The sequence below is a fragment of the Hungatella hominis genome, from assembly GCF_014288005.1.
Lineage (GTDB): Bacteria > Bacillota > Clostridia > Lachnospirales > Lachnospiraceae > Hungatella > Hungatella effluvii.
Genome location: NZ_JACOPB010000020.1, coordinates 68,187 through 84,022, shown reverse-complemented (window position 1 = coordinate 84,022; position 15,836 = coordinate 68,187). Strand labels below are relative to the sequence as shown.

General features: G+C 51.2%; 10 protein-coding genes. 2 read left to right on the top strand and 8 right to left on the bottom strand.

Annotated features, from left to right (window positions below):
• The first annotated feature begins 38 nt into the window (after positions 1-38).
• Positions 39-1,199: a M20 family metallopeptidase gene (locus H8S75_RS27390; RefSeq protein WP_187024236.1), complete on the top strand. Its 1,161-nt coding sequence runs from the start codon at positions 39-41 to the stop codon at positions 1,197-1,199.
• A gap of 96 nt (positions 1,200-1,295) precedes the next feature.
• On the opposite strand, the gene H8S75_RS27385 is transcribed toward H8S75_RS27390, so the two are convergent.
• The 6 genes from H8S75_RS27385 to H8S75_RS27360 form a co-directional block, all read right to left on the bottom strand.
• Positions 1,296-3,764, bottom strand: coding sequence for a transporter substrate-binding domain-containing diguanylate cyclase (locus H8S75_RS27385; protein ID WP_187024235.1), 2,469 nt, complete (start codon positions 3,762-3,764; stop codon positions 1,296-1,298).
• Positions 3,765-4,012: 248 nt separating this feature from the next.
• Positions 4,013-4,723, bottom strand: a complete 711-nt coding sequence (locus H8S75_RS27380) for a Bax inhibitor-1/YccA family protein (protein ID WP_187024234.1) — start codon at positions 4,721-4,723, stop codon at positions 4,013-4,015.
• A gap of 444 nt (positions 4,724-5,167) precedes the next feature.
• Positions 5,168-6,436 (bottom strand): diaminopimelate decarboxylase, encoded by a 1,269-nt coding sequence (locus tag H8S75_RS27375; RefSeq protein ID WP_187024233.1) that lies wholly within the window; start codon positions 6,434-6,436, stop codon positions 5,168-5,170.
• 218 nt (positions 6,437-6,654) lie between these two features.
• Positions 6,655-8,091 carry a pyruvate kinase gene (gene pyk / locus H8S75_RS27370; RefSeq protein WP_187024232.1) on the bottom strand — a complete coding sequence of 479 codons (1,437 nt, stop codon included), beginning with the start codon at positions 8,089-8,091 and terminating at the stop codon, positions 6,655-6,657.
• An 18-nt stretch (positions 8,092-8,109) separates the two neighbouring features.
• Positions 8,110-8,955 carry a rhomboid family intramembrane serine protease gene (locus H8S75_RS27365; protein WP_055659672.1) on the bottom strand — a complete coding sequence of 282 codons (846 nt, stop codon included), beginning with the start codon at positions 8,953-8,955 and terminating at the stop codon, positions 8,110-8,112.
• A 33-nt stretch (positions 8,956-8,988) separates the two neighbouring features.
• Positions 8,989-9,930, bottom strand: a complete 942-nt coding sequence (locus tag H8S75_RS27360; RefSeq protein ID WP_002601434.1) for a magnesium transporter CorA family protein — start codon at positions 9,928-9,930, stop codon at positions 8,989-8,991.
• A gap of 234 nt (positions 9,931-10,164) precedes the next feature.
• On the opposite strand from H8S75_RS27360, the gene H8S75_RS27355 reads away from it, so the two are divergent.
• Complete coding sequence (locus H8S75_RS27355) at positions 10,165-14,415, top strand: 2-hydroxyacyl-CoA dehydratase (RefSeq protein WP_187024231.1); 4,251 nt, start codon at positions 10,165-10,167, stop codon at positions 14,413-14,415.
• A 68-nt stretch (positions 14,416-14,483) separates the two neighbouring features.
• Here the strand turns inward: H8S75_RS27355 and H8S75_RS27350 are convergent, their stop codons facing one another.
• Both H8S75_RS27350 and H8S75_RS27345 read right to left on the bottom strand, forming a co-directional pair.
• Positions 14,484-15,200, bottom strand: coding sequence for a creatininase family protein (locus tag H8S75_RS27350; RefSeq protein WP_187024230.1), 717 nt, complete (start codon positions 15,198-15,200; stop codon positions 14,484-14,486).
• Positions 15,201-15,204: 4 nt separating this feature from the next.
• Positions 15,205-15,825: a bifunctional 4-hydroxy-2-oxoglutarate aldolase/2-dehydro-3-deoxy-phosphogluconate aldolase gene (locus tag H8S75_RS27345; protein ID WP_187024229.1), complete on the bottom strand. Its 621-nt coding sequence runs from the start codon at positions 15,823-15,825 to the stop codon at positions 15,205-15,207.
• Positions 15,826-15,836: the final 11 nt, after the last annotated feature.

Here is a 15,836-nt window from a genome sequence, read left to right as displayed (position 1 = left end):
CTATAATGGAAATAACTGAAAAAAAGGAGAATCGTATTATGGATAACCACAATTCAGACGCCATGGAGCTGACCATGAACCTGGTTCGCATCGACAGCACCGATCCCGGCGCCTATGAAGGAGAAATCGGAGAATTCATTTTCCAATATCTGAAAGGCCTGGACGTTCCCGTCATCAAAAAGGAGGTCCTCCCGGGCCGTTTTAACGTCATGGCGAGGCTGGAGGGGGAGGAACAGGCTCCCCCGCTCGTCTATATCTGCCACATGGACACCGTCACCACCGGGGAGGGCTGGACCGTATCCCCCTTTGGCGCCGAAGTGATCAAAGGCCGCATCTACGGCCGGGGAGCCTGCGACATGAAATCAGGCCTCGCCTGCGCCCTGTCCGCCTTTACCTCCATGGCTCTCAACGCCCGGGACGGCAGGAAACCGAAGCGTACCCTCGTCTTCATCGGGACGGTGGATGAGGAAGACTTCATGCGCGGGGCCGAGGCCGCCATCGCGGATGGCTGGGTCACGAAGGACTGCTGGGTCCTGGATACCGAACCCACGAACGGCCGGATCGAGGTGGCCCACAAGGGCCGCACCTGGTTTGAGATTACAGTGAAGGGTATCACGGCTCACGCCAGCACGCCGTGGAAGGGCGCGGATGCCATCGCGGCCATGGCGGAGATCATCTCTATCATACGCCGCCGGATCGCCTCCTGCCCGGTCCATCCGGATCTGGGCGCTTCCACTGTGACTTTCGGACAGATTGAGGGGGGCTACCGTCCCTACGTGGTACCCGATTCCTGCCGTGTCTGGATCGACATGCGCCTCGTCCCGCCGACGGACACGACAAGCGCCGTGACGATCGTGGAGGACGCCATCGCGGCCGCGATACAGGAGATTCCCGGCATCACCGCATCGTATCAGATCACCGGGAACCGCCCCTATGTGGAAAAAGACGAGCAGTCGCCGCTCTTAAAGGCGCTGGGGGAAGCCTGCCAAAAGGTCACAGGAGAACCGGCGTCCGTAAGCTTTTTTCCCGGTTACACGGACACCGCCGTCATTGCCGGGACACTCGGCAGCCGCAACTGCATGTCCTACGGCCCCGGCGACTTAGAGCTGGCCCACAAACCGGACGAATACGTGCCCTGCGAGGATATTCTGCGCTGTGAAGAGGTGCTGACTCAGCTGGCAAAAGATTTGCTGTTCTGATTTTCCGCCGGAGTAAAACGACTGCACAAAAACGGCTGCATAAAAATACGCCCGTCCGGGATTCCATTCTCTATGGTATCCCGGCGGGCGTATTCCTTATTCCACAACTAAAACCCCACTCCTGCCATGCTTCTTGATCTGATACAGCGCCTGGTCCGCCTTCCGGTAGAGCACATCGTAATCCTTTTCCCCGCCCGCCATGGCCGCGCCAATGCTCAGCGTCACTTCTTTGCCATGTTTCTCCATAGTCACCTCCTTCACGCGGTCCAGCACCTCGGTGCAGCGCTGCTTCACAATCTCCGGATCGCTCACCGCCTTCATGAAGACCACAAACTCGTCGCCGCCCAGTCTGCCGACTATATCCTCCGTGCGGAAACACGCCTGCAGAATCTCAGCCGTCTCTTCCAGCACCTGATCACCTGTATAATGGCCCAGGTAGTCGTTAATCTGCTTGAAATAGTCGATATCCATGATAATCATGGCTCCTGCACCGTTCCGGTCCTCCTCCACCAGCACCTGCCTCATCAGCTGATGGCTGGTAGCCGAATTGTAGACCCCGGTCAGGCTGTCCCGTTGGGCTTTCGCTTCCAGCTGATCCTTAATCTCTCGTTCCATCTGAATATCAATCAGCTTCCCTACCGCGTACCACGGTCTTCCCGTAGTATCCAGAACCATCTTGGAGATGACCTTCAGCCACCGCACATTTCCTCCCGGAAGCAGACATTCGTGTTCCGTATTGTTCTCTTCCTGTGAAATCATATAGCTAAATACTGGAAACTTCTGTTTCATGGTCTCCGGGTTTTGTATCTTCCTTTCGCACCCCAGAAATCCGGCCGTCTGTTCCGTCAGATTTAAAATGCCTTCCCTGATATTATACTCGTACAGGAACTCGTTGGACAGCTCACTGAGCTGTTCATACCGCTGGTTCTCCAGCGCTTTCCTGGCCATATTCCTCCTTCTTGCGATCTCTACGGTAATAAACACAGCAGTGACCACGGCCAGAAGAAAAAGGGCCAGATAGAGCACGCTCTGTTCCGGATTCCGCATCACATATTCGGAAAATGTCAGGTCTCCGGCGTCATACACATTCTCGTAAAGAAAATGGTTTACCCGGTCCTCCGGAAGCACCCGGATCACCTTGTTCATAATCGAGAGCAGCATAATATCCACCGGTCTTCTGATTCCAAAACAGTATTTCTGCGTCCAGTTTTCTGATTGTGCAAATGTGAGCAGATTTTTATAATTATGGGCAGCCAAATAGTACTGAACTGCATAGCTGTTGCCGTAACAGTAATCCGCTTCCCCCTTATGAACTGCCTCCATGCATTCTTCTATACTGTCATAATAGAGCGGTTCTCCCGTCGTATCTTGATCCTTCAGCAATGATTTTTGCAGCGCAAGCCTTTTTCCCGACATTTTCGCAAGATTTTCTACTTTATCATTCATGATCAGCTGCAGAGAGACAGACAGATAGGGAAGTGTCAGCGCACAGCTGTCAGCCCCGGTTCCTTCATAATCGTCCACGATCCCAATTACCATGTCGATAGTACCTTCTTCCACCGCTCTGGAATACTCTTCCCAATTATGAAAGGGAACGATCTCATACATCAATCCGGTCTGTTCCTCTATATACTTCAATACCTCGATGGAAATTCCCCTGATCTCTCCGTTCTTCGCCTGATACTGCAGCGGCGCGCGCCCCAACATGACTCCGGCCCTGATGGTCTTCTTCCGGCCGATGTATTCCAGTTCCGAATTCGAAAGTACCAGCCCTTCATCTCCAGTAAAATACTTCTTGTTCAGTTCCGCGGACAAGTAGGGATTGGTGGAGGTGATAATCTCCATCGCCTTATTGAGCGCTCCCGCCACCTCCTGATTCCCCTTTGTCACTCCGAAATAAAAGGGCCGGGAATCAAACCGTGAAATTACACGCAGTTCACTGTTTTCCAGGGCGACATCCATCCCCAGCATCGCATCTACGTTTCCAGATCTCAGCTGTTCCGACTGCTCCGCGCTCGTACTGCACAATACCTGATTCACATGAAATCCGTTCATCTTCGCAAAAGAATTTAATTTCTCATCTTCCTTGCCGTCATAACTGACTACCGCAACCCGGATATTATCAAATGATTCGTAGTCAAACTCCGTATACTCCAGGTTATCCTTCAAAACAGAGAGCGTCTTATGCGCGGTTCCGTAGCTGTATTCGGGATAATCCAGGATCGCGGCAAGCCCATCTGTGTAATTCATGGCTCCCATCAAATCAAGATCGCCGTTTATCAGCATAGTGAGCATCTCCGACAGCTGCTCATCCAGCGTCCCTTCCATGGTAAAGAATTCGTATTCCCAATTGGTATACCGTGCGATCTCCTGTAAGTAGTCATACGTATATCCGCTGTAATTTCCATTTTCATCGATCTCTGTAAAACCCTGCTGGATCGGATATCCCACCCTGACCACCCGGGTACCGTTCTCCGCCGCCCCGGCTGTAAACGAAAACAAAAGCAGACAGAACAGTGCCGCAAATGGGATCACCATCTTATACCGCCATTTTCTGTCACTCATGTTTTTACCTCCTGCAAGTAAATCTTTAACCTTTATACCCAATCATAATCCAGAATCTTCAGATCGTCAAACACTTCCGGCAGATTCTTCCTGTCTATGCCGAAAATTGATTTTTTCAGCGACTTTTCTCACTGCTTACGCCTGATTCAGGCTGTACATTTCATGTTATGACAATCAGAGCAAAACACGCTGCCGCACATAAAAAGAAAAAAGGCGGCCCGCACTGGACCGCCTCATTCTGACAATTCTTATTTACGTCTGCCCACAATTCTGATGATATAGAGGAACAGGTTCACAAAATCCAGGTATAACTGAAGTGCGGAAAAGATGGATGCCTTCGCCGCCATATCCGGATCCTGTGCGTAATACTGGTGATAAGCTCTGATCTTCTGTGTATCATAAGCGGTAAATCCAAGGAAAATGAAGATACCGATGTAACATACGATCAGTTCAAACTGTCCCAGATTTATAAACATGGATAATACCCAGAATACAACCAGGAAGATCAGTCCGCCCATTAAGAAGTTGCGGATACGGCTGAAATCCGCATTGGTTACGTATCCGACCACGGCCATAACGCCAAAAAAGATGGAAGTAGCGCCAAAGACCAGAATCAGGTCAACCATGTCGTACATTAAGAAGTATGCGGAAAAGACGATGCCATTTAAAACCGCATAGGTAAAGAACAGCGCTCTCGCCGTGCCGACAGACATCTTACTGATACGCGCGGATAAGAAGATAACCACTGCAATCTCCGCCACACCTAAAACCAGATATGCATAAGGAATCGCAAATACGTAGATAATCGTTCCGGTCGTATAACCAAACATGGCTACCAGGAATGTGATAAGAAGTCCGGCAAACATCCAGCCGAAAGTTTTTGCAGTGTATTTGCCCAGCGGTTCCACGCTGGTGCTGTCGGAATAAACGTAAGGCTGATTTGTTGAATTATAATCCATATGTATAATCCCCTCTTTCTTTTTTTTACATTTTACTATATTTCATAGGAAAAGTCTATGAATTATTTCACAAAGTAGGGCCTCAAAAGCAAATATGTCACCAATTGTCGCTTCTCTGTCACCAAATGTAAAAAAACCGTTATCTTTTTTAAGTTTTCATTTTCAGCAAAATGGGAAGCGCCGCCCTCACTGGCCTCCCCATTTTATGGAAGCAGATGATGAATTAAGAAAATCTTCATAATCTATTCAAACAATATACAAACATTTCCAAGGGCAGTATGCTATACTAAGTACATAAGAAATGCACAAAGTAACAAATTATCCTTTCACCCTTTTTGAAAATCCGAAAATCCTAAAGAAAAATCAACCCTGTGTCGAAAGACACAGGGATTTTTCTTTTCTATGACCAAAACGCCTCATTCACACTGCCCTCAGGCAAAAATCCTATATAAGCTCCTTTAAGATATCACAGAAATCAAAGGTTGCAAAGTAATCCTTTGGCGTCTCCGCCCTCCGGATCATTTCCACAGAGCCGTCTTCCCGGAGAAGAAGCTCGGCTGATTTCAGTTTCCCGTTGTAATTATATCCCATGGCGAACCCGTGGGCTCCCGTGTCGTGAATGTAGAGCAGATCCCCTTTGTGAATCTCCGGCAGCATCCGGTCGATGGCAAACTTGTCATTATTCTCGCAGAGGGAACCGACCACATCGTACTTATGGTCGCACGGGTCGTTTTCGCGCCCCATAACGGTCACATGGTGATACGCTCCGTACATGGCCGGACGCATCAGGTTCACCGCGCAGGCGTCCACGCCCACGTACTCCTTGTGCGTGTGTTTCTCATGGATGGCTCTCGTCACCAGCGCGCCGTAGGGCCCCAGCATGTAGCGGCCCAGCTCCGTGTAAATCGCCACATCGTCCATGTCCGCAGGCACCAGAATCTCCTCGTAAGCCTTTCTTACGCCCTCGCCGATGGCCATGATATCGTTCGGCTCCTGGTCCGGACGGTACGGAATCCCGATTCCGCCCGACAGGTTGATAAACTTAATATGGGCTCCGGTCTCCTCTTTGAGCTTCACCGCCAGCTCAAATAATATCTTGGCCAGCAGCGGATAATATTCGTTCGTCACCGTATTGCTGGCTAAAAATGCATGGATTCCGAAATGCTTCGCGCCCTTTTCCTTTAATATCTTATACGCCTCAAACATCTGCTCCGTCGTCATGCCATACTTGGAATCGCCGGGATTATCCATGATGTCGTTGCTGATCTTGAACACGCCGCCCGGATTATAACGGCAGCTGATGGTCTCCGGGATCTCCCCGATGGCCTTTTCCAGATACTCAATATGGGTGATATCATCGAGATTGATAATCGCGCCGATCTTATGGGCAAACTGAAACTCTTCCGCAGGTGTGTCGTTGGAAGAAAACATGATATCGCCGCCGGAAAATCCCAGGGCATCCGCCATCATCAGCTCCGTCTCAGAGGAACAGTCTGTCCCGCATCCGAATTCCTTCAGAATATTTAAAATAAACGGATTCGGGGTCGCCTTCACCGCGAAGTACTCTTTATAGCCGGGGTTCCATGCAAACGCCTCCTTCAGCTTCCTCGCATTCTCCCTGATTCCCTTTTCATCATATATATGAAATGGAGTTGGATACAGTTCCGCAATCTCTTCCAGTTTTTCTTTCGTCACAAATGGTCTTTTCTCCAAAGCCTTGTCTCCTCCTTTGATAAAAACTTTCCATACTCCTGGCATTTTCCCAGATTCTTCCGCAATTCCTTCTATCATAATAAAAAGGTCTGACCGGGTACAGATTCCGTTACGAACCATTGTACTGGGGACAGACCTTTTTGTCTATACTTTTTTTAGTAAATAATCAAAATAGCGGATGGCCAATTATATCTTCCACCACAAAACCACTATTTTACTTAATCAACCGTTACCACCCGTAAGATATTGGTGTGTGCCGCAGGCTCATGCTTACTGGTTGGACCTACCACTCCCGCCGTCACAACGACAATATCGTCTTCCTTCACGATATCCTTAGACTTTAACAGCTCAATGGAGGAATAGATCAGAACGTCGGTGGACTCCGCACGTTTCGCATGGAACGGCTTTACGCCCCAGTAGAGCTGCATCTGACGCACAGCGGAAGCGCTCGGTGACAGGCCGATTACCAGAGACTCCGGTCTCCATTTGGAAAGCATTCTCGTCGTAAATCCGGTGATGCTCGGTGCAACGATGGCTTTCGCGTTTAAGTCGTGGGCGGTTCCCACGGATGAAGAACAGACGGCGTTGGAGATGTTATGCACGTTGGCAGCGGATACACGGCGTTTCCGGTACGCGGAGTAATCGAGATGCTTCTCTGTCTCCTCCACGATGGATGCCATCATCGACAGCGCTTCCACCGGATACTTGCCCATAGCAGTCTCGCCGGACAGCATCACCGCGTCGGTTCCGTCATATACGGCGTTGGCCACGTCGGTAACCTCGGCTCTCGTCGGGCGCGGATTGCGGATCATGGAATCCAGCATCTGAGTCGCGGTGATAACCGGTTTGCAGGCTACGTTGCATTTTTCAATAATCATCTTCTGGATATACGGTACTTCCTGAGCCGGGATCTCCACACCCATGTCGCCGCGGGCTACCATGATTCCGTCGCTGGCCTCGATGATCGCGTCCAGGTTCTCAATGCCCTCCGCGTTCTCAATCTTAGCGATTACAGCCATGTTGGAGCCATGCTCGGAAAGGATTTCCTTAATCTCAAGAATCGCCGCAGCGGTTCTTACAAATGACGCCGCAATAAAATCAAAGCCCTGCTCGATACCGAATAAGATATCGGCTTTATCCTTCTCTGTCAGCGCCGGAAGCTTAACCTTTACGTTCGGTACGTTCACGCCCTTCTTCTCGCCCAGCTCGCCGCCGTTTACAACGCTGCAGACAATGTTGTTTCCATTTACTTCCACAACATCCAGTTCGATCAGGCCGTCGTCGATCAGAATCTTGTTGCCTGCCTTCACATCCTCATGCAGACGCTCATAGGTGATGTGGCCCATCGTCTCGTCGCCGATGATGTCATCGGTTGTGAGCGTATACGTCTGGCCTTCCACCAGGGTAACCTTCTTTCCGTCCTTTAAAACGCCGGTACGGATCTCCGGTCCCTTTGTATCTAAAAGAGCGGCGATCGGTAAATCCAGCTCCTCTCTGACACTCTTTAACATATCGAGACGCGTTTTCTGCTCCTCGTAATCTCCATGGGAAAAATTAAATCTTGCAACATCCATGCCGTTCTCGGCAAGTGCCTTCATTAAATTGCGGTCATTCGTGTTCGGACCCATGGTGCAGATAATTTTAGTTCTCTTCATTGATTTCCTCCAAGCTGGTTATTTCGTGGTTTTCCGGGCTTCGTCTTCCTCCCGGGTAACGTGTTTATGTGTATATAAATGCTCGGAACAGTACTCATAACTGCCTTCGCATTTGGAACAATAGCGGAATTCCAAGTTCGGATCATCCTTCTCCGTCCTGCCGCAGACTGCGCATTTATGATGGGTGCTTCCCTGGGGCATGATCTTCGTCTGCCTCTGGAAATCCCGTTTGCGCTTGATCTCTTTCGGATTCACCCGGTTAAAGTTCCTCGTCATAAAGAAGAACAGGATGAAGTTTAACAGAGACAACACGATGGTGACACGAACACTCGTTCCCCCTTTGACAAAGCCGTACAGGAAGTAGATACCATTAAACAGAGCCAGCCATTTCGCCTTGATCGGAATAACGAAAAACAGCAGAAATTCCAGATCGGGAAATGTTGCAGCAAAGGCAAAAAACAGGGAAAAGTTTAAGAATTCGGTTGTCAGATACACCGGCGTGCCAAAGAACACATACAGAATCAGCGACGCCGCCACATGGCCGATAATTCCCATGAAGAAATACACATTAAACCGGAATGCCCCCCATACACGTTCCAGCGTATTTCCTACCATATAGTATAAATACATGGAAATCAGGCTTCCAAAGATACCGCCTCCCGGCGGGTAAATCATAAATGTCACGATTCTCCAGATCTGACCGTGCAGAATCGCCTGCGCGTCCAGCGATAAAAACCGCCAGTAAAATCCCGGGGCGAACATCTCCATTAAGAGTCCGACGCCGTACATCAGGATAATATAATACATCAGGTTCGGAATCGCATACCGTTTAAACTTGCGTTCCAGATTGTAAAAAAATTTCATTCTTCCATCCTTCTCACATACATTGATAACAGATCAGAACAGATCTTTTTTTGAAAAGATCCAGGCTACGATCAGCGTCAGCACCAGCGTAAATCCCAGGACAATCAAAAATCCGTAAGGGCTGTCTGCAAACGGCATTCCACTTGAATTCACGTTCATTCCGTAGAAGCTAGCCACCATGGTCGGTATGGACATGACGATGGTGATGGTCGCCAGAAACTTCATGACGATATTTAAGTTGTTGGAAATAACGGAGGCAAATGCATCCATGGTGCCGCTCAAAATTCCGCTGTAAATGTTGGCCATCTCGATGGCCTGCTTGTTCTCGATGATAACGTCCTCCAGAAGGTCCGTGTCCTCCGGATACTTCTTGATTTTCTCGTTTCTCATCAGCTTTTCCAGTACGACTTCGTTGGACCGTAAGGAGGTCGTGAAGTATACAAGGCTCTTCTCCAGCTCCAGGAGCTCGATGAGTTCCCGGTTCTTCGTGGACTTGTGAAGCTTTTCCTCGATAACGCCGCTCTTCTTGTCGATGATTCTCAGATACTGAAGGAAAAGCGATGCGTTTTTATAAAGCACCTGCAGAATGAACCTGGTCTTCATATACGTGTGGAAATCCCTCACACGGCCGTCCATAAACGCCCCCAGTACCGGTGTCTCTTCCAGGCAGACCGTGATGATGACCTCTTCCGTCGTGATGATGCCCATAGGGATCGTCACATACCAGTCCTTGTCGTTTCGTTCCTCGATACTCGGGATATCCACCAGGATTAAGGTGTAATTATCCTCGGTTTCAATACGGGAACGCTCTTCTTCATCCAGAGGCGCCCTTAAATCATCGGGATCAATCCCGTAAGTGTTGGCAATCTCCAGAATCTCCGTTGCCGTAGGGTTTGTAAGCGCGATCCAGGATCCTGGTGACAGCTCATCCTTCTGGTGAATCAGACCGTTCTCTGTTTTAAAAATGCGAATCATGAGATACTTCCCCCTTTACTTGGCATACTTAGACTTATACATTATAGAGTCCCATACCTTTTTTGTCAAACGAACTTTAAACAGATTTGGCGATCTTACACAAATTTTACTATTTTTTAACACTTTTTAACACGGCACGGCGATTGTATTATTTCTTATTTTATGGTAAACTGGGTGCGGTGAGCCCGACAACTTACTTATACACGAAGGAGGCAGGGGAGTATCCCCGCGCATATGACTACATATAACACGTTAGGAATCGATATCGGTTCTACCACCGTTAAGATTGCAATATTAGACGGTGATCATCACATATTGTTCGCTGATTACGAACGGCATTTTGCCAATATACAGGAAACGCTGGCGAGTCTCCTTAAAAAAGCCTGCGACTTGCTCGGTCCCATGGACTTACGGCCTGCCATTACCGGCTCCGGCGGACTCACGCTGTCGAAGCATCTGGAGATTCCATTTATTCAGGAAGTCGTTGCGGTAGCCGCTTCTCTTACTGATTATGCCCCACAGACCGATGTTGCAATCGAACTTGGCGGAGAAGATGCAAAAATCATCTATTTTACCGGAGGCATCGACCAGCGTATGAACGGTATCTGCGCAGGCGGCACCGGTTCTTTTATTGACCAGATGGCTGCGCTCTTACAGACAGACGCGGCCGGACTCAATGAATATGCGGCGGATTACAAAGCGATCTACCCGATCGCGGCCCGCTGCGGCGTTTTCGCTAAATCTGATATCCAGCCTCTCATCAACGAGGGCGCTACGAGAGAAGACTTAGCGGCATCCATCTTTCAGGCGGTGGTCAACCAGACCATCAGCGGCCTGGCCTGCGGGAAGCCAATCCGGGGCAATGTAGCATTTCTGGGAGGTCCGCTTCATTTCCTGCCGGAGCTCCGTAAGGCATTTATCCGCACGCTGCATCTGAGCGGAGACGCGATCATCGCCCCGGAGAACTCTCATTTATTTGCCGCCATCGGCGCGGCCTTAAACGCGGAGGAACGCGGCGCGCTCCTGTCCGTGGAAGATTTAATTACCCGCTTATCCTCCGGAATCCGTATGGAATTCGAGGTAAAGCGCATGGATCCGCTGTTTGCAGACCAGGCGGACTACGATGAATTCACAAGACGCCACGAGAATCACTGCGTGACAAAGGGCGATTTATCCTCTTATCACGGGAAATGCTTCCTGGGTATCGACGCCGGTTCCACCACCACCAAGGTGGCTTTAGTCGGTGAGGACGGTACGCTCCTGTACAGCTTTTACAGCAGCAATAACGGCAGCCCTCTGGCCACGGCGATCCGGGCCATGAGCGAGATCGACAGCCAGCTGCCCGGGGACAGTGAGATCGTCTACTCCTGCTCCACCGGATACGGCGAGGCGCTATTAAAAGCCGCATTTCTGCTGGACGAAGGGGAAGTGGAGACCATTTCCCACTACTACGCCGCGGCGTTTTTCGAGCCGGACGTGGACTGCATCCTGGACATCGGCGGCCAGGACATGAAGTGCATCCGCATCAAGAACGGCACCGTGGACAGCGTTCAGCTAAACGAGGCCTGTTCCTCCGGCTGCGGTTCTTTCATCGAGACATTTGCCAATTCCCTGAATTTCAGTGTGGAGGACTTTGCGAGGGAAGCGCTCTTTGCAAAAAATCCCACAGATCTCGGTACCCGCTGCACTGTGTTCATGAACTCCAATGTAAAGCAGGCGCAGAAGGAAGGGGCGACCGTGGCCGACATTTCCGCCGGTCTCGCCTACTCCGTCATCAAGAACGCCTTATTTAAGGTAATCAAGATTACCAGTGCCTCCGATTTGGGTGAACACGTCGTCGTACAGGGCGGTACGTTCTACAACGACGCGGTTTTAAGAAGCTTCGAGAAGATCGCAGAGTGTGACGCGGTACGCCCCGACATCGCCGGCATCATGGGGGCCTTCGGAGCCGCGCTGATCGCCAGAGAGCGGTATGACAGTACGAAGACCACCTCCATGTTAAGCATGGAGAAGATTCTGAGCCTTCACTACGAGACCTCCATGACGCGCTGCAAGGGCTGTACCAACAGCTGCGTTCTGACGATCAACCGTTTCGACGGCGGCCGGCAGTTCATCACCGGCAACCGCTGTGAGAGAGGGCTGGGTAAGGAACGGGCCAAGAGGGAGATCCCCAACTTATTTGATTACAAATACCACCGCATGTTCGATTACGAGCCGCTGAGCGCTGATTTAGCCACAAGAGGCGTGCTCGGTATCCCGCGGGTGCTGAACATGTATGAGAACTATCCCTTCTGGGCTGTCTTTTTAAAGGAGCTGAAGTTCCGCACGGTACTCTCCCCGCAGTCCACCAGGAAGATATACGAGCTGGGAATCGAATCCATCCCCAGCGAATCGGAATGCTATCCGGCCAAGATCACTCACGGCCACATCGAGTGGCTGATCAAGCAGGGCATTAAGACTATCTTCTATCCCTGTATTCCGTACGAGCGCAACGAGACTCCTGACGCCGGCAACCATTTTAACTGCCCTATCGTCACCTCTTACGCTGAAAACATCAAAAACAACGTGGAAGAGCTGGGTACGGAAAACGTCCGTTTTCTCAATCCTTTTATGGCGTTTACCAACGAAGAGGTGCTGACAAAGCGGCTGACCGAGGTCTTTTTTGAGGATTTCCAGATACCCGCTGAGGAAGTGAAAGCGGCCGCCCACAAAGCGTGGGAGGAGCTTCTGGCCTCCCGTCTGGATATGGAGAAAAAGGGCGAGGAGACACTGAAGTGGATGGAAGAAAACGACCGCCACGGCATCGTCCTTGCAGGCCGTCCTTACCATGTGGATCCGGAGATCAACCACGGAATTCCGGAATTGATCACCTCCTACGGCTTCGCGGTCCTGACAGAGGATTCCATCTCCCATTTGGGAGAGATCGAACGGCCTCTTGTCGTCACGGACCAGTGGATGTACCACACCCGCCTCTACCGTGCCGCAAGCTACGTAAAATCACAGAACAACCTGGATTTAATCCAGTTAAACTCCTTTGGCTGCGGCCTCGACGCTGTCACCACGGACCAGGTAAATGATATCTTAACCGGCTCTGGAAAGATTTATACGGTGCTCAAGATCGACGAGGTCAACAATTTAGGCGCAGCCAGAATCCGCGTCCGCTCTCTCATAGCCGCGCTCCGCGTGCGCGATAAGAAGCACTATGAGCGGAAAGTGATTTCCAGCGCCTACCACCGCATAACATTTACGAAGGACATGAAGAAGGATTATACCATCCTCTGCCCGCAGATGTCGCCGATCCATTTCGACTTAATCGAACCGGCGATCCGCTCCTTCGGCTACAAGGTGGAGGTCCTGCAGAATGACAACCGCTCCGCCATCGACACAGGCTTAAAGTACGTCAACAACGACGCCTGCTACCCCTCTTTAATCGTGGTAGGCCAGATCATGGACGCCCTGCTGTCCGGCAAATACGATTTAGACCACACAGCCATTTTCATGAGCCAGACCGGAGGCGGCTGCCGTGCGTCCAACTATATCGGCTTTATCCGCCGTGCCTTAGAGCGCGCCGGCATGGGCCAGATTCCGGTCATCTCCGTCAACGCCAACGGCATGGAGACGAACCCCGGATTTGCCATCACGCTGCCGCTGCTTACCAAGGCCATGCAGGCTGTCGTCTACGGCGACATTTTCATGAGGGTCCTCTACGCCACAAGGCCATACGAGACGGAGCCCGGCTCCGCCAATGCGCTTCACCAGAAATGGAAAGAGCGGTGCATCAAGTCCCTGTCGAAGCGGATCCCGAATATGATGGAGTTTTCCCGCAATATTTCGGGAATCATCCGGGATTTCGATGAGCTTCCCAGAATTCCGGGACTCCAGAAGCCAAAGGTCGGAATCGTCGGAGAAATCCTCGTCAAGTTCTCGCCCCTGGCCAACAACCACATCGTGGAACTGCTGGAATCCGAGGGCGCCGAGGCCGTGATGCCGGATCTGATGGATTTCCTCTTATATTGCTTCTATAACAGCAACTTTAAGGCCGCCAACTTAGGAGGCAAAAAATCGAGCGCTAATCTCTGCAACATGGGAATCTCACTCCTTGAGTATTTCCGCAGGGTAGCCCGCAGGGAACTGGTAAAGAGCAAACACTTTACCGCACCGGCCCGCATCGCTAATTTGGCAGACATGGCCAAGGACTTCGTCTCCATCGGCAACCAGACCGGCGAGGGCTGGTTCCTGACCGGTGAGATGCTGGAGCTCATCCACAGCGGCGTCGGCAACATCGTCTGCACGCAGCCGTTCGGCTGCCTTCCGAACCACATCGTGGGCAAGGGCGTCATCAAGGAGCTTCGGAGGGCATATCCGAATTCCAACATCATCGCCGTGGACTACGATCCGGGCGCAAGCGAGGTAAACCAGTTAAACCGAATTAAACTGATGCTGTCTACCGCGCAGAAGAATATGCGTGTGCAGGATACAAAATAAAAAGAAGGCCGCCGCAGGGTTTTTAAGCCCTGCAGCGGCCTTCTTTTCGATACTGCGCATCTTATTCTTTATTGCCTGGTAATCAGATCCGCTGCTTTCGCGGCGAACTCCTCAAACATGCGGTCCCCCTTATCCTTGGCCGCGGCCGTGGGATCGCCGTATGTACCGGACACGCTCAAGTCGCCGATGGAGGTATTGTCCATTCCGTAAAGGGGCGGCCGGTCCGGATACTCAGCCCGGGCTAAGTCCATGTGAACCAGCTCCTCCCTGGCAGACAGCATGAGTGATGTCTCAAACTCGCAGGCGTGGAACATGCCTCCCCAGGTAGGACTCTCCATATATTTGTCGTAAATGGGCTGAAGGCCCGGGTAAAACATTCCCAGAACCTTCACAGAGGTGGTGTCCTGGATATCACGGATCGCATACTTCATGGAGGCGCCGTTGGCCTCGTGGCCGTTTAAAAAGACGAGCTTCGTCACGCCGTACCGCTCCACGGATTTTACGATGTCCTTTAATATAAGCTGCAAATGGTCCTGAGGGAGGGATATGGTGCCGATCCGGTCGCGCCATACCCAGGAATAGCCGAAATTGAGTGTTGGAAATACCAGCGCCCCCGTACGGTCGGATATGAGCCGCGCCAGATGTTCCGCCAGGAAGACGTCGGTTCCCAGAGGGAGGTGATAGCCGTGCTGTTCCGTGGAGCCTATGGGTACGATGGCGGTGGAACACACCTCCAGCCGTTCTTTCACCATGGGCCAGGTCATATTCTGGACGATAAATGCCATCGCTTTATGCCTCCCTTTCCATTGCCTGTACGTACAGCCGGGCTTTCTGCCGGATCAGCTCCAGATTCCCGTCTGTGGACTTACGCGGCACCAGATTGCTGCCGGCGGCCGCGCCGGCAAAACCTGCCTTCAGAAACTGGGACACATTAGTCTCATTCACGCCTCCCACAGCCACAAATTCCGCCTGCGGAAAAGGCCCCTTCAGACTTTTAATATAAGACATTCCAAAGGCATCGGCCGGGAACAGCTTGAGACGCCTGACGCCTCTGTTAAGCGCCTTCTGAACTTCTCCCGGTGTCAGTACGCCAGGCAGAACCTCCATGCCCTTTGACAGGCCGTAAGCCACCAGTTCGTCGTCGTAGCCCGGAGTTAAGAAGAAAGGAATCTTCATGGCGGCCAGCCGGTCCACCTCTTCCTTCTTCGTAACCGTGCCGGCTCCCAAACAGATTTCATCCGGCGAAAACCTCTTCTGAATGTTCTCAATACAGCCGAATCCTTTTTCCGCGTCACTTAAGGACACTTCAATGCCGGTTATTCCTTCGCTCACCAGCGTCTCTGCGATGGGGACAGCGTAAAGTGGCTCCACATCCCGGATAATTGCCATGAGTCTGATCGATTCAATCATGTGCGCCCTCC

Bases quoted from the DNA above. Each gene is read 5' to 3' on its own strand.
- H8S75_RS27385 (WP_187024235.1), bottom strand. From the start codon at position 3,764: ATGAGTGACAGAAAATGGCGGTATAAGATGGTGATCCCATTTGCGGCA.
- H8S75_RS27360 (WP_002601434.1), bottom strand. From the start codon at position 9,930: ATGATTCGCATTTTTAAAACAGAGAACGGTCTGATTCACCAGAAGGAT.
- H8S75_RS27380 (WP_187024234.1), bottom strand. From the start codon at position 4,723: ATGGATTATAATTCAACAAATCAGCCTTACGTTTATTCCGACAGCACC.
- pyk (WP_187024232.1), bottom strand. From the start codon at position 8,091: ATGAAGAGAACTAAAATTATCTGCACCATGGGTCCGAACACGAATGAC.
- H8S75_RS27390 (WP_187024236.1), top strand. From the start codon at position 39: ATGGATAACCACAATTCAGACGCCATGGAGCTGACCATGAACCTGGTT.
- H8S75_RS27365 (WP_055659672.1), bottom strand. From the start codon at position 8,955: ATGAAATTTTTTTACAATCTGGAACGCAAGTTTAAACGGTATGCGATT.
- H8S75_RS27345 (WP_187024229.1), bottom strand. From the start codon at position 15,825: ATGATTGAATCGATCAGACTCATGGCAATTATCCGGGATGTGGAGCCA.
- H8S75_RS27350 (WP_187024230.1), bottom strand. From the start codon at position 15,200: ATGGCATTTATCGTCCAGAATATGACCTGGCCCATGGTGAAAGAACGG.
- H8S75_RS27355 (WP_187024231.1), top strand. From the start codon at position 10,165: ATGACTACATATAACACGTTAGGAATCGATATCGGTTCTACCACCGTT.